Annotated in this window: 19 protein-coding genes and 1 pseudogene; 9 read left to right on the forward strand and 11 right to left on the reverse strand. The window is 67.8% G+C overall.

Features of this window, described 5'->3' with window-relative positions:
* Positions 1-385: 385 nt before the first annotated feature.
* The 5 genes from O5O46_RS20505 to O5O46_RS20525 form a co-directional block, all read right to left on the reverse strand.
* A complete protein-coding gene (locus O5O46_RS20505) occupies positions 386-2,503 on the reverse strand; it encodes a HelD family protein (RefSeq protein ID WP_269856974.1) in 2,118 nt (705 codons plus the stop codon).
* Positions 2,504-2,731: 228 nt separating this feature from the next.
* A complete protein-coding gene (locus O5O46_RS20510) occupies positions 2,732-2,914 on the reverse strand; it encodes a hypothetical protein (RefSeq protein ID WP_269856975.1) in 183 nt (60 codons plus the stop codon).
* A gap of 158 nt (positions 2,915-3,072) precedes the next feature.
* Positions 3,073-4,209 carry a class I SAM-dependent methyltransferase gene (locus O5O46_RS20515; protein WP_269856976.1) on the reverse strand — a complete coding sequence of 379 codons (1,137 nt, stop codon included), beginning with the start codon at positions 4,207-4,209 and terminating at the stop codon, positions 3,073-3,075.
* Between the two features lie 244 nt (positions 4,210-4,453).
* On the reverse strand, positions 4,454-4,603 hold the full coding sequence (locus tag O5O46_RS20520; RefSeq protein ID WP_443072581.1) for a hypothetical protein: 150 nt from the start codon (positions 4,601-4,603) through the stop codon (positions 4,454-4,456).
* 291 nt (positions 4,604-4,894) lie between these two features.
* Positions 4,895-5,386 (reverse strand): Imm21 family immunity protein, encoded by a 492-nt coding sequence (locus tag O5O46_RS20525; RefSeq protein ID WP_269856977.1) that lies wholly within the window; start codon positions 5,384-5,386, stop codon positions 4,895-4,897.
* Positions 5,387-5,762: 376 nt separating this feature from the next.
* Here O5O46_RS20525 and O5O46_RS20530 point away from each other — a divergent pair, with 376 nt between their 5' ends.
* Both O5O46_RS20530 and O5O46_RS20535 read left to right on the forward strand, forming a co-directional pair.
* Positions 5,763-6,266 carry a DUF4265 domain-containing protein gene (locus O5O46_RS20530; protein WP_269856978.1) on the forward strand — a complete coding sequence of 168 codons (504 nt, stop codon included), beginning with the start codon at positions 5,763-5,765 and terminating at the stop codon, positions 6,264-6,266.
* 37 nt (positions 6,267-6,303) lie between these two features.
* Complete coding sequence (locus O5O46_RS20535; RefSeq protein WP_269856979.1) at positions 6,304-6,897, forward strand: hypothetical protein; 594 nt, start codon at positions 6,304-6,306, stop codon at positions 6,895-6,897.
* A gap of 400 nt (positions 6,898-7,297) precedes the next feature.
* Here O5O46_RS20535 and O5O46_RS20540 read toward each other — a convergent pair whose 3' ends face one another.
* On the reverse strand, positions 7,298-7,588 hold the full coding sequence (locus O5O46_RS20540) for a hypothetical protein (protein WP_269856980.1): 291 nt from the start codon (positions 7,586-7,588) through the stop codon (positions 7,298-7,300).
* A 92-nt stretch (positions 7,589-7,680) separates the two neighbouring features.
* On the opposite strand from O5O46_RS20540, the pseudogene O5O46_RS20545 reads away from it, so the two are divergent.
* Positions 7,681-9,057, forward strand: a pseudogene (locus tag O5O46_RS20545) (Helicase associated domain protein); the annotation flags it as partial.
* A gap of 121 nt (positions 9,058-9,178) precedes the next feature.
* On the opposite strand, the gene O5O46_RS20550 reads toward O5O46_RS20545, so the two are convergent.
* Positions 9,179-9,718, reverse strand: coding sequence for a 2'-5' RNA ligase family protein (locus O5O46_RS20550; RefSeq protein ID WP_269856981.1), 540 nt, complete (start codon positions 9,716-9,718; stop codon positions 9,179-9,181).
* 245 nt (positions 9,719-9,963) lie between these two features.
* Here O5O46_RS20550 and O5O46_RS20555 point away from each other — a divergent pair, with 245 nt between their 5' ends.
* Both O5O46_RS20555 and O5O46_RS20560 read left to right on the forward strand, forming a co-directional pair.
* Positions 9,964-10,179, forward strand: coding sequence for a hypothetical protein (locus O5O46_RS20555; protein WP_269856982.1), 216 nt, complete (start codon positions 9,964-9,966; stop codon positions 10,177-10,179).
* 380 nt (positions 10,180-10,559) lie between these two features.
* Positions 10,560-10,880, forward strand: coding sequence for a hypothetical protein (locus tag O5O46_RS20560; RefSeq protein WP_269856983.1), 321 nt, complete (start codon positions 10,560-10,562; stop codon positions 10,878-10,880).
* 570 nt (positions 10,881-11,450) lie between these two features.
* On the opposite strand, the gene O5O46_RS20565 is transcribed toward O5O46_RS20560, so the two are convergent.
* Genes O5O46_RS20565 through O5O46_RS20575 form a run of 3 tightly spaced genes read right to left on the reverse strand, consistent with a single transcriptional unit; the run spans position 11,451 to position 13,578 of the window.
* Positions 11,451-11,873 (reverse strand): hypothetical protein, encoded by a 423-nt coding sequence (locus O5O46_RS20565; RefSeq protein WP_269856984.1) that lies wholly within the window; start codon positions 11,871-11,873, stop codon positions 11,451-11,453.
* A complete protein-coding gene (locus O5O46_RS20570) occupies positions 11,873-13,168 on the reverse strand; it encodes an amidase domain-containing protein (RefSeq protein WP_269856985.1) in 1,296 nt (431 codons plus the stop codon). The genes O5O46_RS20565 and O5O46_RS20570 overlap by 1 nt, the downstream gene beginning before the upstream one ends.
* A 5-nt stretch (positions 13,169-13,173) precedes the next feature.
* The gene (locus O5O46_RS20575) at positions 13,174-13,578 is read right to left on the reverse strand and encodes a type VII secretion target (RefSeq protein ID WP_269856986.1); all 405 of its coding nucleotides are present in this window, start codon (positions 13,576-13,578) and stop codon (positions 13,174-13,176) included.
* Positions 13,579-15,006: 1,428 nt separating this feature from the next.
* Here O5O46_RS20575 and O5O46_RS20580 point away from each other — a divergent pair.
* Positions 15,007-15,219, forward strand: coding sequence for a hypothetical protein (locus O5O46_RS20580; RefSeq protein ID WP_269856987.1), 213 nt, complete (start codon positions 15,007-15,009; stop codon positions 15,217-15,219).
* Between the two features lie 83 nt (positions 15,220-15,302).
* On the opposite strand, the gene O5O46_RS20585 is transcribed toward O5O46_RS20580, so the two are convergent.
* A complete protein-coding gene (locus O5O46_RS20585; protein WP_269856988.1) occupies positions 15,303-15,740 on the reverse strand; it encodes a hypothetical protein in 438 nt (145 codons plus the stop codon).
* 295 nt (positions 15,741-16,035) lie between these two features.
* On the opposite strand from O5O46_RS20585, the gene O5O46_RS20590 reads away from it, so the two are divergent.
* The 3 genes from O5O46_RS20590 (at position 16,036) to O5O46_RS20600 (ending at position 19,650) form a co-directional block, all read left to right on the forward strand.
* Positions 16,036-16,644 (forward strand): DUF7691 family protein, encoded by a 609-nt coding sequence (locus O5O46_RS20590; RefSeq protein WP_269856989.1) that lies wholly within the window; start codon positions 16,036-16,038, stop codon positions 16,642-16,644.
* Positions 16,645-17,118: 474 nt separating this feature from the next.
* Positions 17,119-17,586: a helix-turn-helix domain-containing protein gene (locus O5O46_RS20595; RefSeq protein ID WP_269856990.1), complete on the forward strand. Its 468-nt coding sequence runs from the start codon at positions 17,119-17,121 to the stop codon at positions 17,584-17,586.
* 651 nt (positions 17,587-18,237) lie between these two features.
* The gene (locus O5O46_RS20600; protein WP_269856991.1) at positions 18,238-19,650 is read left to right on the forward strand and encodes an amidase; all 1,413 of its coding nucleotides are present in this window, start codon (positions 18,238-18,240) and stop codon (positions 19,648-19,650) included.
* Positions 19,651-20,099 lie beyond the last annotated feature (449 nt).

Consider the following 20,099-nt stretch of genomic DNA (forward strand, 5'->3'; position numbering starts at 1 on the left):
GTCGGGCGAACCAGCTGCCACAGGCTTCCCGGGTTCGGCCGAAGCCCGTCGCCGCGGCCTTGGGGAGGGCAGCGAGAGCCTGGTCGCTTCCTATCCCGCATATGCGCGCCTTCGACGTAAATGTCCCAGGGGAGCTCGTCGCATCAATCTTGGGAGCGGTGCGTGCCGAGAACCTGCCGGACTGCGGCGCGGACAAGCTGGGCATTGTCGGTCGCAAGGGTTCCATTTGGCATGTGAAGTACGTCTTCGAGGCCAATCCTGGACACGATGGTGGCAGGTGGGTCTGACACCCGCTGGTCACCAGTTGCGCAGCCGCGTGGGGCCGGTTTGCCATGGCCCCGGGGGTAGCCCTGGGTTTCTGGGTCCCGCGCGGCCGTGGTGAGCCCTATAGGGGCTCGTGACCGTGATGGCGCCCCGGTGTGGCGCGGGGCGAGCGGTCCGCTCGCGCTGACTGTACGGCGATGGTGCAGAGCCGTTTCGTGGCGCGGGTGAGGGCGACGTAGAGGTCGCGTTCGCCGCCGGGGTGGGCCATAGCGATCTCTGGCGGGTCGATGAGGAGCACGGTGTCGAATTCCAGGCCGCGTGCCTGGGAGACCGGGACGATCCGGGCCCACCGCCCGATCCCGGCGGCAGCCAGGGCGGTTGTGCGGGTGTCCGCGCAGACCACCGCGATGAGATCGCCCGGGTGTGCCGCTGTCTGGGCTTGGAGTTCGGCTACCAGGACGTCGGTGAGTCGGTCTCGGGAAGCGGTGAGCTCGGTAGGGGTTTGGCCGTGCCGGATCGCGCGACTCGGTGGCTGGTCGGGCGCGATGCGGGCGAGCAGGTCCCGGGTGGTGGAGAGGATCTCGTGGGTGCTGCGGTAGCTGACGGTCAGGGTGTGCAGCTTGTACCGGGTGCCCAGGTGCGGCCCCAGCGCCTGGTCCCAGGTGTGCGCTGTCGTGGCGGGGCCGGCCTGGGCGAAGTCGCCGACCAGGGTCATGGACCGCGAGGGGCAGCGGCGCAGGACCATGCGCCACTGCATGGCGGTCAGTTCCTGGGCCTCGTCGACGACAAGGTGCCCGAAGGTGCGCCCGGGCGGGCCCTGGACGAGGGCAGCGGCCTCGTCCAGCAAGGCCGCATCGGCGTCGCTCCAGCTGGCACCGGGGGTTCGCAGGAGTTGTTCTCGCTCTCCATCGGTCAGTGCGGGCAGGCGGTGGGTCATCGCCTCGGCGTCGGTCAGGAGAGCATCGACGACGCCGTCCGGAGTCAGATGAGGCCAGAGCTCCTCCACGGCGTGGTCAAAATGGGGGTCGTCGAGGAGGCCCGCTCGGACGGCGTCCGCGTCGAACTCCACGGCCGGCGCCGTGGTCGGTGTGCTGTCGAGGCCGAGGGAGCGCAAATCGGCCTCGACAGCCTGGTCGAGATCCAGGCCGGTGCTCTCCGCGGCCTCGGTGTCGATGGCTTCCAGGGCAGCGGCCGTGGCGCGCTCCAGAGCGTCTGTAACCTGTTCGACAAGGTGGTGCTTGAACAGCTCCCTGGCCGGGTTGTGCGCCAGACCGCTCGTGACGGCCGCCTCCCGCGCTCTGGCCACATCCTCCAGTGGGAGGCGGACCAGCTCCCGCCCGACCCGGGCGGCGAAACAGCAGTGCGGGGCCTGGTTGGAGCGGACCGCGGCTGCGAGCGCGTCGGCCATTTCCTTCCGGCCCTTCAGGCGCGCGGTCTCGGGCGCCTCAACGACAGCGGTGATCCGTGCGAGGTCGGTACACGTGGCCAGGACCACGTCGTTCTCGCCGAGGGAGGGCAGGACCTGGGAGATGTAGTCGAGGAAGCGCGTGTTCGGGCCCAGGACCAGCACGCCCTGCTCGGCGGCGCGCGGGAAGGCGTACAGGACGTAGGCGGTCCGGTGCAGCGCGACCACCGTCTTGCCCGTGCCGGGGCCGCCCTGCACCACCGTCACCCCACGGTGCGCCGAGCGCACGATCACATCCTGCTCGGCCTGCAGGGTGGCTACCGCAGCGCGCATCCGTCCGGTCCGCCCGGCTGCGAGCACTTGCACCAGCGGCCCGTCGCCCACGACGTCGTCGGCTGCCGGGGCCGAGCCGTCCAGGATCTCGTCGCTCACCGCCTGCACGCGGCGGCCCTCGACCCGCAGGTGGCGGCGGCGGCGCAACCCCATCGGATGGAGCGGCGTCGCCTCGTAGAACGGCCGCGCCGCCTCCGCCCGCCAGTCCACCACCATCGGCGTCTCGTACCCCTCGGTGTGCAGACCGATCCGCCCCAGGTGCAACCGCGTGCCATCCACCGCATCGATCCGGCCGAACACCAGCCCCTCCTCGGCCCCCTCCATCTGCCGGATGCGCCCGGCCAGACGCCCGACGGCAGCCTCTCGCTCCTGCACCCCAGCCGGAGCCGCAGCCCCGCTCCTCAGCACGTCCGCCAACTGCACCCGCGCCTCGGCCAGCCGCTCGTCCAGCAGCCGGTACGCGGCACCCACATGCACCTGCTCCGCCCGGACCTCGCGCACAGCATCCCCGTCATTGAACCGCAGCCGTGGCCAGCCTCTCCTCGTTAAGGCTCCCCACTATGCAGCCGAATTACCGAGAAAGTAAGGCTTGACTTACCTGTTCCCGTCAGCCGCCAGCGCGGCGCCCTATGGCGACGACCTGGGCAAATACGACGCTCCGACAGCGATCCCCCTCCTCGCTCCGAGCTTCCGCTGGCTCCTTGTGCCGCGGGCACCGACGATCCACTCTCAGCCCCGGCGCTCCCAGTCGAGCCGACCGTACGGGTTCACGTGCGTCCAGAACGGCGGGGCCAGGCCCAGGCGGTCGGCGTCGGTGAGGCGGTCGGCCCACTTCGACTCGGCCAGTACCTGCTGGATCGGCGGGGTGTTGAGGTGGCAGCACAGGCGACCAGCAGCCCTACGGCTTGGCACACCTTGATCAATCTCAGCGCCAATCACGGTTCTATTGATCCCCGAGGCCGGGCTTGGCGAGGAACCGGGTCATCCCGTGGGCGCGACGAAGTCACCCACGGGATGTGCTCACCTGGTGAACTGGGAGGCTAGATGCCGTTGCGTGATCCGGGTGCCGTTCATTCTGTTGTGATCAGACGCCATAGGGACGTGGTCTCGGCGCTGCGTGCTGTGTGGAGTGGGTCAGTGGCGTCCTTGGAGCGTGGGTGCCAGGGCTTGATGTCGATCTTGTCCACAACGCGGAGGTGTACTGCCTGGACGGCGTCGAGCAGTTCTTGACGCGTCCGGAGTCCGAGGTGTTCTGCCAGGTCGGACAGGATGAGCCAGCCCTCGCCGCCTGGTCGGAGGTGGGCCGACAGCCCAGCGAGGAAGCTGTGGAGCATGGTGCTGTCCGGATCGTAGACGCCTTGCTCGATGGGGCTGGTCGGACAGGCGGGGATCCAGGGCGGGTTGCAGACGATGAGGTCGGCGCGGCCTTCGGGGAACAGGCCGGGGCCCGATACCTCGATACGGTCGCTCAGTGCGAGCCGGCGGACGTTGTCCCTGGCGCAGGCCAGGGCGCGTGGGCTGATGTCGGTGGCGACGACGCGGCTGATTCCGCGGTGGGCCAGGACCGCAGCAAGGACGCCGGTTCCCGTGCCGAGATCAAACGCTGTACTGGTGGCGGGCCTACGCCGTGTCGCCGGTGGCAGCGGCGTGTGGGCGACCAGGTTGACGTACTCGCCCCTGATGGGCGCGAACACGCCGTAGTGCGGGTGGACGCGGGTGCCGAGCGCCGGCACATCGACCCCTCTCAAGCGCCACTGGCTCGCGCCGATCACTCCCAGAAGTTCCCGGAGTGAGACCGCCATGGGTCCCTTTGGGGGGCCGTAGGCATCCAGACACGCCTGGCGGACGTCGGGAGCCCGGCGCAACGCCAGGGTGTAGTCGTCGTCCAGCAGCACCAAGAGCTTTCCAAGGACACAGGCACGGTGACTGCTGCCGCGTCGGTGCAGGTCGAAGGCGTCGCTCGGGGAAGTGGTGGACCTGGGCAGTTTGCGGTTGATCCGGCGGCCCATCGCCTGCAACAGTTGCCGGGCGTTGTGGAAGTCGCCTTGCCAGAGCAGCGCCGTTCCCTCGCATGCCTGGCGGTAGGCGTCTTTGGCCTTCATCCCGTCGTCAGCGACGACGGTTCGCTGTGGAAGAGGGGCGGCGTTCTCGGAATGCCAGCGGGCGGACTGGTCGGTTTGGCCTTCGGTCCAGTGGATGGTGGACACCACGTACTCCTCGTGGTCGAACGTGCAGGGGCACGAAGAGCACTTCGACAAGGAGCAGACTGAACCCACGCCTGTCCATCGGACAGGCGTGCACGTTGAGGCAAGTGGCCGTTTACCGCTCTCGGGTCGAAGCGCGAGAGCGGACGTCCCAGACAACCATGCCGAGCATCACAGCCCTTTCGGAGGAGTGGCAGCAGGCTCGCACAGGTGCTGCTCGGTTGCCAAAAACACCAGCCCGGCCAGGTCAGCGGGTGGGGTTCTTCGTCCAACTGCTGGTGCGGGGGCTTTTGCGAGTAAGGCGCCGGATCATCATGGTGATGAGTGCCCAGTTCAGGTGTGCTTCGAAGTGCTGGGGCAGTCGTTCGTAGTCGCGTGCGTTGCGGCGGGCATTCATGCACCAGCCGATCGTTCGCTCGACTTTCCAGCAGCGGGGGGAGGCGGGGGGCCGGGTACACCGGCCGCCCCTTCCCGCGTCCTGGTCAGGAAAGCCGGGCCACGGCCTCCCGGCCCTTCAGATCCTCACCTAAGCGGTGATGTAGGGCCCGCGACTCGGTGCGCACCGGTTCCTGCGGAAACGTCGGAATCCGGGTGAAGTGAGCACTGGCCCCGTCGGTGGTTGCTGCGCAATCGCTGTCTTCCCGGGTGGGGAGCTGCATACGGAATGTGACCGAACTCGGTGCGGCCGTCAGATGGCTCCGGCGTCCAAGGTGAGACGGATGAGGATCAGAGACGCCTCCCCAGGGATCTCGGTGTAGGCGGCCCCAACGGAGTAGCGCCCTGGCGAAAGCTCGATGCGGAGGTGTTCCCCGCTGGCGATCTCCGATGAGGCGTGAACGGAATCGAAGAGGATCACCGGCTCCCGGACGTCCCAGGAGAGCTCTGGGTCCCATGTGACATCGGGCAGGAGTCGAGCGACGATGGGCTCGTAGTCAACGTCAGGATCGCCGGCGATCTCACGGACGATGACGCCATGTCCCGGGAGGAACGTAGCCGCTGCCGGATCGTCCCCGAGGACCAGCGCCTTGGGCGGACCGACGTCGATGAGGCCAATGAGGTCCTCGACCGCGCAGGCGCGGCCGTAGTCGCCTTCATCGTCCGGGTAGTTTCGTGGAGCGCCGCCCCAGAGGTGGCAGGCAGACTCGGGCACCACGATCAGAGGCCCGCCCATCGAGGTCACCCAGGTGTGCGTCATCGTGGTCTCTGGGCGCGAGGTGACATAGAGGCCGCCACCGGTCGTCGGTATCGGAGCCTGCAGCGTGTGGACCAGCAGCCGGCGGGCCGGACCTGCTCGCCATTGGCGCGGGCGACGGTGAGGCCACCGTCTTCGAAGCTGATCCGATCACCAACTGCCAAGAAGAGCGGCTGATCCAGCTCAAAGGCGTATCCGGCATCAGTGTCGAGTTCATCCACGAGCACCATGCACGGAACGGGCGTCGCTCCGTCGGTGATCAAATGCATAGCCGGATGCTCCCACAACTCGGGTCAGCATCGGCACTGGGACCGACTACCTGTCACGTTCGGCACGAAGATCCAGATGCGCGAACATGTCTGCCATGACGTCGACGACAGAGCCAGAGCCGAACACGGTCGGGCATCAGCGCATCAAGATCTGGTTCCGGTTCGTTCCTCGTGAAGGCTGGCTCCCGCACGACACCGAGGGGCTTTGGGCCACGCGAATCAGCGACGACACCGCCCGCGTGGAGAACGTTCCCTTCCTGCAGGACGGAGTCGCCGAAGGTGACGTCGTCCGCTTCACCACCGACGCTGACGGTCGTCACTGGGCCAAGGAACGGGTGTCGGCGTCGGGCAACTGCACGATCCGCGTTCTTCCGCTTCCCAACGGCCCGTTGGGACGAAGCGCCCAGGCCGTCCACCAGCGAATGGCGCCCTTCGGGCTGGGAGGCGAAGCATTCAGCGACGAGTTCCCGCTGGTGGGCTTCAACGTGCCGGCCGACTCTGACCTGAGCCAGATCAAACAGCTCCTCGTTCGCGGCCAGGACGAGGGCTGGTGGCACTTCGAGGTCGGATGTGCGACCGGCGCATGGAGAGGGGCGTAAGCCGATCGCTTCATAGCCGGGGGTCCAGAATCAGGGCATGGACGTCCCCAAGCTGCTGGAGGCGGCCTCCCTGCTGGTCCCCGAAGAGATCGCCACCGAGAACGACATCATGGTGAACGACGTCTGGGGGTACCTCACCCAGGACGAGTGGGAGGTAGCCCTCGGGCTGCTGGAGGAACTCGGCGACGTACGCCCGCTCCCACTCAGCTTCTGGGAGCTCCTGGCCACGGCAGCCGAGCAGTTGCGGCTGGAGAAGAGCGCGGCCTGGTGTCACTGGCGGTGCTATGAAACTCGCAACGGGATCATCCGGGCCGACCTCACTCTCCGGCCGGCCGCCGAAGCCCGACGGCAGACCCCGATTCCCGGAGCTGGCATCCTGCGACCGATGTGGGACATCGGCAATCGAACCGCGACCGGCGAGGCGGCCCTCAACATTGCCCGGCTCTGGGTGGAGTTCACGCCCTTCCTGGAGCCCGGTGGACGATCCTCGGTGCGACTCGCACCCCTTGACCCCTCGCAGTGGCGGCACCTTCGGCCCGGCCAAGTGATCACCATGCACGAGGACCGATCCGTGGCCGGAACGGCGATCGTCCTGGAGGTTCAGCGTCCCCTGTCCGCGCCCGCCGTATGAAAGCACGCGCCTCTTGCTCGTTTGCCCAGACACTCTCTCCCGAAAGACCAGAAGTGATCGCCAACTGGCCACTACCGTCCGCAGCCAGTGCGCATCGAAGCGCGGATTTGCGCATTCACTGCGCATCATCCGCCGACAGTGCGCAGCAAGACCCGGACCCTACAGGTGATGCGACTCAGCTCCCATGTCGCCACAGGGGGCCAGCACGTTTCCGCTGTGCCAAGCGGGGAGAACGACCAACGCCGTCTGTTCTCCCGCTCGCAGCACGGTCGCCGTGGGTGGCCAGCGTGTTGAAGGGCACCTGCGGAAGCTGAAGCGGCGCCGTACGGTGCGGTCCGCCTCGGTCTGTGTGGCCGAGGGGAACCGCTGGCCGTCAATCACCGAGCCGCAGCGTGAGGGCTTACCTTCGGGCGCGGACTTCGGCTCCGTGGGCGTCGGTCATCTTGTGGTGGGTTTCTGGTGCCTGGGGTGCGGGCCAGGACTGGATCAGGTATTCCTCGACCGGGTCGTCGTCGATGTCGAGGTCGATGGCTTCAGCGCCTTGGTCGCGGCCGCGGGCATAGACCCGCAAGCGGTACCAGCCGGGGCCTGCGGCGGAGATGGGCATCTCCTCCGGTTCGTCTTCGATGGCGCCGCCCAAGCTTTCGAGGTCGGCTTCATCGGTGTCGAAGTGGATGCTGACGTCGACCACCTCGTCCCACTCCCCCACGTTCAGGGTGGGCTCGTGGCCCTGGGCGTCGACGGTGACCTTGCGCGGGGATGGTCCCTGGTGTGGCTCGTGGACGCGGCGTCGAAGCCGTGTGCTTCGCCGACCCGCACCTCCCAAGTCGACATCGTGCAGGCCATCGGCCGGGCGCTGCGTCCGACTCCGGACGGCACCACCAAGGTCGCCCACATCATCATCCCCGTCGTCCTGGCCCCCCGGCGAAGACCCGCAAAACATGCTCGCCTCCGCCAGCTACCAGCCCCTCATCGACATCCTCCAGGGCCTGCGCAGCTACTCGCAGCATCTGATCGAGCAACTCGCCAACCGGGCGCTGAGCAGCGGGCAGCGGAAAGTGCACGTCAAGCGGGACGCCGAGGGGAACATCATCGGCGCCTCGACCGGCGAGGGTGAGGGTGGGAGCCGGGAGGAAGAAAAGATCGAGGGCGTGGAGTCGGCGTTGCTGAACTTCGCCAGCCCGCGCGACCCGGCCACCATCGCCGCATTCGTACGCTCCCGCGTCATCCGACCCGACAGCACCGTATGGCTCGAAGGCTTCCAAGCCCTGCGCCGCTGGCGCGCCGAACACGGGATCACCGGGGTGCACGCCGTGCCCTATGACAGCGAAGTCCAGCTGGAGTCGGCATGTTTCCGGTGGGGCGCTGGGTCCACCAGCAGCGGCGCGCGTACCGCGCGGGCCAGTTGGAGCCCACCGCAAAGAACAATTGGACGAGGAAGGGATGGTGTGGGAGCCCGGCGAGGAAGCCTGGGAGACCAAACTCGCCGTCCTACGCTCCTACCACCGCGCGCACGGGCACCTGGCTCCGCGGCAAGACGCCGTGTGGGGGGACGCCGATGGTGAGCTGGCGCCCGTCGGGCAGCACATGGCCAACCTCCGCCGGAAAGACGGTCTGGGCAAGGATCCTGAGCGTGTCGCGCTGCGGGCCGCGCAACTGGCCGAGATCGACCCGGACTGGGACTGCCCCTGGTCGTTGGACTGGCAACGCCACTACCGGGTCCTCGCCGACCTCGTCGACACCGACGGCACGCTGCCCGACATTCAACCCGGCGTCCAGTTCGAAGGCGACGACCTAGGACGATGGAAACAACGGCAATCGAACAACTAGACAGAACTATCCGCAGAACAGCAACAGCGACTGTCCGCACTGGGCGTGACGCCCACTGAGCGGCCGCCCACCCCCGCGCCGACAGTTAAGGCTGCCGAGAAGGTGCCAGCGGCCTTCCAACGAGGCATCGCAGCCCTCGCCCAATACATCGCCCGCGAAGGCCACCACCGCGTACCCAGAGGGCATGCAGAGACAATCACGGTCGAAGGCGAGGCAGCGCCCGTGTGCATCAAACTAGGCGTATTTATGAGCAACAACAAGACAAGGCGTAACAAACTCACCGAACCACAGCGAACCGCCCTCGCCCAACTAGGCATCGAATGGGCGTAGTGCTCGCTGGCGAGTGGTCGGCCCGGGCGCGCGCCGAGGACGTTGAAGCCAGCTGACCGGAGCCCTCTGCTGGGCCAGTACCCCAACGGGCAGCGGCCCGGTCAGGCCTTCTTGACCCGCTTCATTCTCGGAGCGCGAACGACGCCCGTTCCTGCCACTTTGTGCCGTCGTGAGCTATGAGCTCAACTGACGAGACGTGGGAGGTGAACGGGAGCCTGCCCGCGAGGTCGGCCTCGAGCTCCTCCAAGACGACGTCTTCCTGACCTTGAGCGATGGTCAGGTGCGGCACGATCTCGGCGAATCGGCCGCCATACGGCGGAGCCTCAGGCCAACGATCAGCGATCGCCTCCGTTAGCTGCCGCAACTGCATGTCAGGCTCACGGACGAGGTAGAGCACTCCCGGAAGCCGTCCGCATCTCTCGAACCACAGGTCAAAGGCCTGGCGGCTGCCCAGCACGTCCGTGAGTGCGGAGTGGACGAGCGCATCTATTCGGCTCTCGTCGAGAAACGGGAAGAGCACGGTGATGTGGGCTGGGACCCCGGCCCAGGCTGAGGGGTCGAACCGTTCACGCCACCTGCGGACGGATGGTTCCGCCTGCGGGATCCGGACGATGAGTGCCGTCTGGCCCGCCTGAAACTCACTGGTGCTGTCATCTGCCATGACACCGCATGGTGTCAGCTCTGCGGCAGACAGTGCGGCTTCATTTCCGCGGAACGATCGCGTCGATCAGCGGAGCAGGTCGACGAGTGGGATGGGCAACGCAGTGACGCTGCCCGGGTAAAGTGAACGAAGCCAAACCCACGGGCTACTCTGCCTCTGGGTGAGGAACCTCCCTCCGGTTCCCTGGATTTCCCCTTCAGGACTCCGCGAACCCGCTGGCCTGGCGCAGGGTTGAGTTCGATTGGATGGTGCGGCTCGGGTGGATCCGCTCGCCGCAGTCAATCGAGGTCCGCTTCGGCACGAGCCGGGCCGGGGCTGTCGACGTCCCGCTCTACCGCACCGCCGACGTGGATGTCCTGCCCTCCGCCCGGGCCGAGGTCGACTGGGAGCATCTGCGCAGGGTCGGCAAAGGCCGGCGCTCTCCGCTCGCCGCGCTAGCGAAGGCAGCAGCTCCGGTCTGAGCGGCCGACAGAATCCACCCAAGCGGCGCCCCTGCCGCACCGCGGCGGCCATCGGCCGACGCCCACTCTGAGAGCAACGCGCAGCGCACGTCCGGCTTCCCCAAGACCACCGCCCGCCCACCACCACACTCCTTTCCTTCTCCACCTGTTGCGGTACGGGGCGGTCATCGAGGGGAGGTCAGCGTTTAGCAATGCTGAAAAGCTGCTTCTGACCAGCGGAAACCCGCTGGGCATCGCCGGAAGGATGCCGGGGATGTTGCGGGGAACGGCGCGGGGGATGTTGCCGGGCGACCACACGAGCTTTGCCCCTTGGCCTGCGACCACGGGCGTCTTGCCGCAAACACCGGCAAGCCAGCCCGGCCTGTCAGCACACTAGCCCGATGAGCACCTGGCTGCGTCGGCACTCGCTCCGGCTGTGGACCTGCCTGCACCACGCCTTCGACAGCGCCGACCCCACGACCAAGTGGGCGGCCCGCGCGGTCTGGGCACTGCTGACCGCCGGAACCTGTCTCGTGGTGGGCCGCGCGGTCACCTGGACTGCCCGGGCAGTCGGCGCGTCCGAGCGCATCGTGGCATGGCTCGGCGTCCTGGTCCTGGTGGCAGTGCTCAGCGTTGCCCTGGTCGCGGTCGGTGCCGGGCCTTGCCGCAGCCTCCGCCCGGCACTGACCGTATTCACCCTCGTCGCCGCCCCGTCCTGCTGATAGCTCTGGCGTGACCCGGCCCCGACGGGCGCCGGGGCTTTGCCCTCCACACGATCCGCGGCCCCCCTACGCCTCGGCCTGGAGATCCTGACGGGCTGTCAGTCGGCGGCAAGATCGATTCACCGCCCGGGCGCGCGCCTTGTGGCTCACCTGCGGTGGTGAGTTCTGCGGCTTGTCGTGGTGAGTGCAGAACCGCCGATGGTGAGTTGCCCGTACGGAAACTCACCACGGCAGGTCAGGACGCCTCAACGAGGCCTGGGCGACATCAAGAAGGCATCAGCGAATCCATCTCCGCAGTACCACCCTGCGCGTTCAGCGGCGGACCGCCTGCGGGTAGCGCTCACGCCGACGGTAGGGGGCATCGACACCGATCTCGTACCACGGCTCACCGCGCTGCAGGCGCGGCAGCGTGGTGGCCAGGACCGTGATGGTGATGCCCTCGACGGCCTTGGCGACACCGCACCCACCCCCCGGAGCCCGAGGCCACCCCGCGCTCCTTCAGCGAAGCACCGACCAACCCCCGCCGTCAGTACCCCTCGAAAGATCGCCAACAGAGTCACGGCGTTGGATCTAGCCCTCGCACAGGTGCGTACCGATCTTGCCCGCGAGGTCGGCCGCCTCCACGTGTGTCAGCACAACCGCGATCCCACCGGCCAGGACGCAGAGGATCGCCACCGCCGCCCCGAGCAGCGACAGCCAGCCCTGCCAGACGGCCGTGGCGTTCTGCTGGTTGCGCTTCGCCCGCCGGAACATCCCGAAGTGCACGGCGACAGCGGCAACGGCGAGTAGCACAGCGCCGTATGCCGTCGCGTAGACCGTCCAGGAAAGCGACAGCCACGTGCAGCTCGCCGCCTGTTGCGCCGAGTGGTCGTTGGCCAACGACACATGTGCGACGAAGCACACGGCCGCCACCGCGGCGAACAGCGGCACGGCAAGGACCCCCATGCGCCAAGCGGTGGAGGGTCGGGCCGTCTGCTCAGTCATTGTGCTCATCAGTACCAGTCCGGTTTCGGGCGAACAATGCGGATCTTCTGCTGGCCCTCCGCCTCGATCTCATGGGGCATCCGGCCGTCCAGGCTTACGTTTTGGTACGAGTCGGTGTGCTGGGTGTACCGGATGTCGCCATCGGGTGTCACCGCCGTCACCACTGCGGCATGGTGGGTCGTCCCAGGGGCCCGGCCCTCGGCCGGCTCGTCCTGCTCGAAGAAGATGATGTCGCCCGGACGCACATCGGACGCGGGAACGTCCTCGGCGCCGTGCTTGAGCAGGAAGTCCTGGAGATGGCCGGCCGACGCCCAACTCTTGGAGTAGTACGCTCGCTGGTCCAGCCAGTCCCAGCCAGTGCCGCTCTCGTGCCCCCAGGTGTCGTCGCCCATGTAGCCGGTCCAGAAGTCGGACTTGGGCTGCATGCCGGCGACCTCCAGGGCACTGGACACGAAGTTGGTGCAGTTGTTGTCGAACTTCTCCTTATCCGGCGTGTTCCAGTGGTCGAGCGCGTACTGCACCAGCTTGACGCGGTCGAGCTTGCCATCCGTGCCGCGGAGTTCCTGCTTCACGCTGTCCGGAATGCCATTGAGATTGGCGAGGGCCACCGGCTCCGCCAACATCAGCGTCTTGTGCTCCTGCGGCGAGAGCCCGTCCCACCACTCGCGCACCAGGTGCGGATCCTTCCCGGTGGGGATGTCCGCCTGGAGCATGTCGAGTTGCGTATGCGAGGCCTCGTTCTGCACCTCGTTGAGTGCCTTGACCGGATCGGCAACGTCGATGTCCGTGGCCAGCTTGTCGAGTTCGGCGGATGCCTTCTCGTCGGCCTGGGTCGCCTGGCGCAGCGCCTCGTCGATGAGGCCGTTGACCTCGTCGAGTTGCCTGCACTCCTTGGTGTACGCGTCGCGTACGTTCTGCGGCACGTCGGGTCCGGTCGGTGCGTTGCCGGTGTACGTACCCACGGCGCGCCCGCTCTCGATGCGCAGCCCGTACTCGTTGACGAGGTCGATGGCGTGGTTCAACGTCCGTTGTGCCAAGTCCATCGAGGAGGTCAGCCCGTCGACGACCATGGTGACGCCTTTGATGATGTCACCACCTGCTTCGAGCCGCGTGGCGATGTCCGTAAGCCGCTTCGCGGCCTGCTTGCCGACTGCGTCCGTCCAGTGTTCGTCCAGCGGCTTCCTGCCCTGGTTCCGCAGGTCGTCGGCGGCAGTGTGAGCGTCCTTTGCGAGCTTCGCCCAGTCGTCGGCCGCCTTGGTCCACTGGTCGACGCGGCAGTCGTGCAGGTCGTTGTAGACCACCATGATGCTCACGCCTTCCCGAGGTCGCTGACGCCCCGGTGCAGCCGGTTCATGGCTTCTTCGATCTGCTGGTCGGTGTTGTCGTAGTCGCGTGCGGCATCCTGCAAGCCATCCGCCATGGAGTTCATCTGCTTCGCCAGGTCCAGCATGTGGTTCTCCCAGGCGGTGGCGCACCGCTGCAGCGCCGCCGACGACGCCCACCCGTGGTGGCTTGCCGCCACGTGGATGCTGGAGTTTAGAGACTTTCGAAGGTTGTCGAGCGCGGTCGTCGCGGCGTCACTGGTACCGCCGGCGCCCTGCCTGACGTGATCCGTACTTACGTGCATGTCCATGGCTACCCCCGTTCGCCCCTCGGCAGGGTAGCGCAGGGTTTCAAGCGAACTGCCCTTGGGCCGGGCAGCCTTCCAGCTCAAGCCCGGCGGCGGGCGGCGGTTTGACCGCCTTCCCTGTCTTTCGTCTGACAGCGCCCGGGGGCGAGTGATCGATTCTGCGTCCCCGTGCGGGTGACCTGACGCATGGTCGGCCATCGGCAAGGGCAGTCCTCGCAGGACTCACTCGCCCTTACGTGAAAGGCCTGTTCATGCGTCGTAGCACCACCATTCTCCTCGGCATCGCCGCGTTCTTCGGGTTGCTCACCATTGCCCGCCAATGCTGATGACGCCCCGTGGAGCAAGGTTGTGAGCCTGAACGTCAACGCGGTTAGTGCGGACCCCTGGCACTCGGGGGCCCCGGAGCGGAACGGGCTCGTCGTACTGCCGTAAGACCACAACGTGTCTGGAGGCCGTGCGCACCGTCCACGCCCAGGCGGACGGACCCCACAAGCCCTGGCCCGGCCGCTCGGCTCATTCCCCGCCGCAACCCCTCATCGGCTTCCCGCTGCAACTGCTCATCGGCTGCCATAGCCTGACCGGACCGTGCCTCCCTGGTGGGTGCGTCCCTTCGCGGGCCTCCTGCCGCTCCCCCGCGGCAGGAGGCCACATCTCACCCGTATCTGTGGCCGTAGACCAGCACGGAGGCGAAATGGCGGGAGACAACCCGTTCGATCGCCAGGCAGGGGCTGCGGCCCCCGAGCTTGAAGGTGCTGACCACGCACGTTCGAACAGGGTGCGTCGGCCCACCAGGTTCACCGGTCGAGTTGAAGTCCAACGGGCCTGCGAGGTGGCCAGGGCGTAGCAGGCCAGGACCGTTCGGCCGTCCTCGGCCCAGTAGTGGTCGAGGATGGTGGGGTTGGTGAAGTCGAGACTGGAGAAGGCGACGGCGATGTCCTCGGCCCCGTAGGGGCCGCCTGCAGTGCGGGGAGCACATCGAGGATGGCATCGCCCCTGGCCAGTACGCGCGCCTGCTCGCGGGACGGTCCCCACGGTGGAGGGTCGTCCTCCCACCACTCGGGCAGCTCGTCCGAGGCGAGCTGCGTGCCGGGGGGAAGGTTGTCAAAGCGCGCTCGCCCGACGACCCCACCCCGCAGCAACTCGGCGTTGACGCACAGATCCCCCGCCACCAGCGTCCAGGGCGTCCGAACGATCCGTTCGCGGGCCAAGTCGACCAGCAATGGTCGCCGCCAACTCCGCGGTCGCTCTCACCAGCGCCGGGCGCACCGACGGCACGGGTTGCCAGACTGTCAACTACTCACAGGCCTATCTCCCGCTACCTGAGCCAACCCGCCAGCCCGGGACCTTCAACCCGGACGTCACCCAAGGCACCATCAACTCGACCACCTGCATGCCTGGCTGGACCAGAACCGTGCGACCCCCCTCTCCTACACCAGCGCGCTCAAGAGGCGACAGATCACCGAGTACCACTACAGCGACACCAGCCCAGCCGATTACGAGGAAGACCACCTCGTGCCCCTCGAACTGGGCGGTGCGCCACGGGATCCGAGGACCCTATGGCCCGAGCCCCGCTATGAGGTGGGCGGCAAGAACGCCGCGGACAAGGACCGCGTCGAAAGCCGCTTCAAGACCGCGGTCTGCGATGGCTCCGTCACCCTCGATGCGGCTCGTCGGACGATCGCTTCCAACTGGACCACCGCCTTGGCTCATCTCGGCCCAGCCTGAGCTTCTCCAGCGGGTTACCCCCACCGCCGCCGGGCGCTGCGCGGGAGGGCAGGCGCCGGCGGCGGCCGGGGGTTTGTCCGGCCCTAGTGGCCGAGGTGGCCGATGATGTCGTCCAGCCCGCCCCAGACCGTGTCGTCGGACTCGACGATGGGGATGGGGACGGGCCAGACCCCTACGAGCTGGGCCTGACCGTTGCTGTTGGCCGCGCCGGTCGCCTGGATCGCTGTGACCTCTGCCCTGATGAACGCTTCCAGCGGGGAGAGCAGCTCATCGATCATCGGGAGGCCCACCGCGGCCCACTCCAGCGCCTCAAGGACGACATCCGTGTTCCAGGAGATCACTTCGACGGCGGCCTTGTTGAGGTGAATGTGGTACTCGAGGCCAAGCAGGCCCTCCATGTCGCAGAAGACCTGCGGGGCGTCCGAGGCCAGGATCTGCTTCTTGAACGCGTCCAGCGCCTCGCCGGTCAACCCCTGCTGCGCCGCCTCCTTCTCCCACCCGGGCCGGATCGCCTTCAGCACGTCGTGCGCGGACGGCTTCGGCCCAGACCGCGCCTTCAGCGCTCGCCGCGCAGCCGCCTCTGCGCTACTACGTCGCAGTGCGGCGGGAACGCACCGTTAGTGTGCGGCGAGGCTGCCGGGTGCGCGCCGCGCTCGCGCGCACCGGCTGTGTGGCCGTCTGTCGAATAGCCACTCGCACCCGTGAGCGCGTGGCCGTGGTCCGCCCACACCACGGGGTGCTGGCCTTGCAAGCCCTTATCGACTGCTTGGTCAGCCACTTGGTGCGCTGTCAGTGCTCGCGCCTAGAGTCCCCTGTATGAGTTCCTCCCTGAGTGTGTTTCTGCTCGATCCGGCCGCGACGCGCGGCCTGGTCGGGTCCGGCGACGAGCAGCTGCTCGAAGCGATACGCAGCCGCTTCGCGGACGACCTGGCCTCCGACGACGACTATTTCCGCTACGAGATCGGGCAGGGCGCGCCCACCGCCTATGAGGCGCTGCATGCGGTCGTCCACGGTGGCCCGTTCAGCGGCGAGGAGGAGCACGCTTTCCAGTACGGCTATGCCTACAAGCGGCTGTGCTCCCTGACCGGCGTCCCCCTGGACAACGACTGTTTCTGTCCGTACCGGGGCGACTGGCTGTCGGTGGTCGACCAGGGCCTGGAGGCATTGCGCATCACCGCGGTGTCCGTGGCCTGCTTCGACCGCGCGAATCTGCCCGATTCCTTGCCGTGGACGTACACACCGGGTTGCGGCGAGTGGTCGCCGGAGCAGATCGGGCAGGCGCTGGAGCAGTTCGAGGCCACCAAGGCGGCCGGCCACGCCCCTCCGCTGGAGCCGGAGGTCGTAGAGGCGATCATGCAGTGCCTCGGCTGGATGCGTAGCGCGGCAGCGCGGCCTGGCTTCGGCATCATCGGCTTTCGTTCGTGACGTCCACGCCAGGCAGCGGCAGGGCTAGCCTCGCGCCTCCGCGAGGTGGTCTGTCCGAGGGTTGATCAAAAACGCGGAAAGCGCCTGCCCTGTAGCGATAGGACTTGCTGAGGGTCCTGTTGGCTGCGAGGAAAGAAGCGCTTGCCAGGTGAAGAAGCGTATCGGGTCTTACCCGCGTGTCCGTGTCGAGGGCGGCGGTCGTGCGGTGGCGCCCCTTCGTCTCCATGGACGGGCACAGGCCCTCAACAGTCGATCGGTGGTTGGCCGGGCCCGCCGTTCCTCGCTAACCGGCGCCAAAGCTCAAGCCTCGCAAGCTGAACACCATCCCTCACGCGCCGCGGCTTCAGTCGCGAGGACCGCACGATCGTCTTCGGGCTGGGTTAATGCTGTCCCACCAGGCAAGCGCCGGGCTGGCCACACTGGTCAGTGGTTTTGCGGGCACGGCAAAGCCGTGATGAGAACGAGGAAGCGGTAGTGCGTCGGCTGGCGCGGGCGCGGAAAGCTCCGCTTGATGTGGTGATGCGGGCGGGGATGGTCGAGTTGAGCTGGGCGGGCTGGTGGGTACCGGCGATCGCTGCCGAGTTGGGCTGCAGCAAGAAGACGGTGCGGCGGAGGCTGCACCGGTTCAACCGCTCGGGTTTGGAAGGACTGGAGGACCGGGGCGGGCAGGGCCGCAAACGGCGGATCACCGAGGCCGAGCGTTCGAGAATCATCGGCCTGGTCAAGCAGCCTCCGCCGGGCCGGTTGACCGTGCAGGCAGACGGGGAGTTGACCGCGGCTGACGGGGCAGGGCGGCTGGAGTGGACGCTCGACAGCTTGGCGGCTGAGGCCAGTCGGCTGGGGATCGAGGTCGGGCGCTCGCCGGTCCGCAGGATCTTGCTGGCCGAGGGTGTGTGCTGGCACCGCACCAGGTCATGCCAGGTCGAAGGACGCGGACTTTGAGGGAAAGGGACGCGGATCATGGAGCTCTACACCAGCCCGCCCGACGGTGCCCCGTCGTGTGTGCCGACGAGCTGGGGCCAGTGATCCCCCGCACGTTTGCGCCGGCGCCGGGCTGGTCGCCGGACGGACACCGCATCAAAGCCGAACTCGACTACAGCCGCGGACCAGAGAAGACATGGGTCTACGGTGCCTTACGCCTGGCCGACGGCCACGAAGTCAACCATGACCGCTCCATCCCGCAACAGCGCCCTCTACTCTGTCATCACACAACAGTGTCTCCACCCGAAGTTGGTTGGAAGACCACCCTCGCATCCGGATGTCCTCATTTCGATCGGTGCCTGCTGGCTCAACCTGCAAGAAGGCTGGTGGCGGATCTTCCGCAAAGCCGCCCTGGCCGGCCAGTCCTTCGCCGGCCCAGACGAAATCGACCACGCCATCAGTGCGACGACAGCCGAGCTGAACGCCCGTGCAAGACCCTGGGTATGGGGCAGACCCACCCCACCAACCCGCCGACTACGCCACCGGTATGCGTACGTCCTTTGAGGAACGCCGCACTAGCCAGTACTGCAACGGTGCTTGCCGTGACTGATGGCCAGGCCGGTCGGCCGGTCGATGTAATACGCATCTTTTTGATAGTGGAAGGGTAGGCCTGTGGGCGACAGTGAGCTGTACTACCGGGATGCGACCGAACTGGCGGTGCTCATCGCGGAACGACAGGTATCCGCCGTGGAAGTGGTGCAGGCGCACCTGGACCGTATCGCGGCGGTCGACCCGAAGATCAACGCCGTGACGGTGACCGCCGAGCGGGCACTCGACGCGGCGCGCGCCGCCGACCGGGCCGTGCGGGCGGGCACGGCTGTGGGCGCATTGCATGGTGTCCCGTTCACCGTCAAGGACTCGCTGGATGTGGCGGGGGTGGTCACCGCACGCGGCTCGGCCCTGTTCCGGGACCGTGTCCCGGCCAGGGACGCGACCGCGGTGGCCAGACTCCGGGCGGCGGGCGGGATTCCGCTGGCCAAGACGAACCTGCCCGAGTTCTCCTACTGGACCGAGACGGACAACCTCACCACCGGTAGGTCACTCAACCCCTGGGACCACGAGCGCACTCCAGGCGGATCAAGTGGCGGGGAATCAGCCGCGATCGCCGCCGGGATGTCCCCGCTCGGGTTGGGCAGCGATGTCGCCATCTCCGTCCGCGGACCGGCGCACGACACCGGCATCGTCGCGCTGAAAGCGACCCGGGGGCGTATCCCGGCCACCGGCCACTGGCCCGAGGTTCCCCGGCGCTACTGGCACGTCGGCCCGATGGCCCGCAGCGTGCGGGACATCGCGGCCGCGTTGAAGGTCCTCGCGGGACCCGACGGTGTCGACGGTTACGTGCGGCACCAGCCGCACCCTGCCGACCTGCCCGGACCGGGGGACGTAGCCGGGCTACGGGTCGGCTGGGCAACCGAGCCCGCCTTCGGCCCGGTGGATCGCGAGGTGGCTGCCACCGTCACCGCGGCGGCCGATGCCCTGCGCACCCTGGGCTGCGTGGTCGAACCGGCCCCGCTCCCCGAGCTGGAGACCCTCGACGCGACCGAGCTGAGCACGGTGCTGTTCACAGCCGAGGTCGTGCCGTACTTCCGGCAGGCCGTCGCCGGCCGTGAGTCCGAGCTGCACAGCGTCATCCGGCGCGCGCTGACCGCGCCGGACGTGACGCTGATCGACTATGTCGCCGCCCAGCAACAGGTCGAGGTGCTCAGCTCGATGTTTTCCGGGTACTTCGACCACTACGACGTCCTGCTGTGCCCCGTGTGTCCCGTTCCCGCGCCGCCGCACGCCCGACGGACATTCGATGTCGGCGGCGTCACCGTCCCGGCGCGCGGCATCATGCGCGCGACGGTCCCGTTCAATCTCACCGGCCTGCCCGCGCTCTGCCTTCCCTTCGGAGCCACCAGCGGGAAACTGCCGATCGGCATCCAGCTCGTCTCCCGCTGGTACGACGAGGCGACGCTCCTGAAGCTCGGCGCGGCCCTGGAACACGTCAGCCCAGTCCGGCACCGCCACCCCGACCTCGCCTGACCAGCCGGGATGGCGGCTCCGGCACCATCTGCCGGGACAGCGACTGCGGCCGGACAACTCGCCTCGGCTCGGCGAACCGGGCCAAGTCCCGGTGCACCGAGCCGAACACCTGCCGCCAGGTGCCCTCTCCATACCATCCCCGCTTCTCGTCCGTGTCCCGAGACCGCAGGCTACTCCCGCACCGAGCACTACAGTTGGCGCGTGCGCCCTGCGAACCACGCAGCGGCCGCATTTAATGGTCAGGAGCGGTTCCAGTCGTCCTTCTTCAGCCCCTCTTCGAGGATCGACGTGGTCATCTGCCGCACTACGGGGAAGGGCCGGCTGGCCCGACGGCCATGCAACTCCGGTTCGTCGATGGTGAACCGGAAGAAGTCCCGCAGATGCAGCTGACGACGCTGCGGGTCGTTCAGGCCGCGCCCGTGGCTTCGTAACCGAGAGCTGGCTCTGGC

The sequence above is a fragment of the Streptomyces sp. RPT161 genome (assembly GCF_027533845.1).
In the GTDB taxonomy this organism is placed as follows: Bacteria; Actinomycetota; Actinomycetes; order Streptomycetales; family Streptomycetaceae; genus Streptantibioticus_A; species Streptantibioticus_A silvisoli_A.

Excerpts from the sequence above, each read along its gene's own strand:
- O5O46_RS20590 (WP_269856989.1), top strand. The coding sequence starts at position 16,036 with ATGAGTTCCTCCCTGAGTGTGTTTCTGCTCGATCCGGCCGCGACGCGC.
- O5O46_RS20555 (WP_269856982.1), top strand. The coding sequence starts at position 9,964 with ATGGTGCGGCTCGGGTGGATCCGCTCGCCGCAGTCAATCGAGGTCCGC.
- O5O46_RS20570 (WP_269856985.1), bottom strand. The coding sequence starts at position 13,168 with ATGGTGGTCTACAACGACCTGCACGACTGCCGCGTCGACCAGTGGACC.
- O5O46_RS20530 (WP_269856978.1), top strand. The coding sequence starts at position 5,763 with ATGACGTCGACGACAGAGCCAGAGCCGAACACGGTCGGGCATCAGCGC.
- O5O46_RS20520 (WP_443072581.1), bottom strand. The coding sequence starts at position 4,603 with ATGAATGCCCGCCGCAACGCACGCGACTACGAACGACTGCCCCAGCAC.
- O5O46_RS20560 (WP_269856983.1), top strand. The coding sequence starts at position 10,560 with ATGAGCACCTGGCTGCGTCGGCACTCGCTCCGGCTGTGGACCTGCCTG.
- O5O46_RS20535 (WP_269856979.1), top strand. The coding sequence starts at position 6,304 with ATGGACGTCCCCAAGCTGCTGGAGGCGGCCTCCCTGCTGGTCCCCGAA.
- O5O46_RS20565 (WP_269856984.1), bottom strand. The coding sequence starts at position 11,873 with ATGAGCACAATGACTGAGCAGACGGCCCGACCCTCCACCGCTTGGCGC.
- O5O46_RS20550 (WP_269856981.1), bottom strand. The coding sequence starts at position 9,718 with ATGGCAGATGACAGCACCAGTGAGTTTCAGGCGGGCCAGACGGCACTC.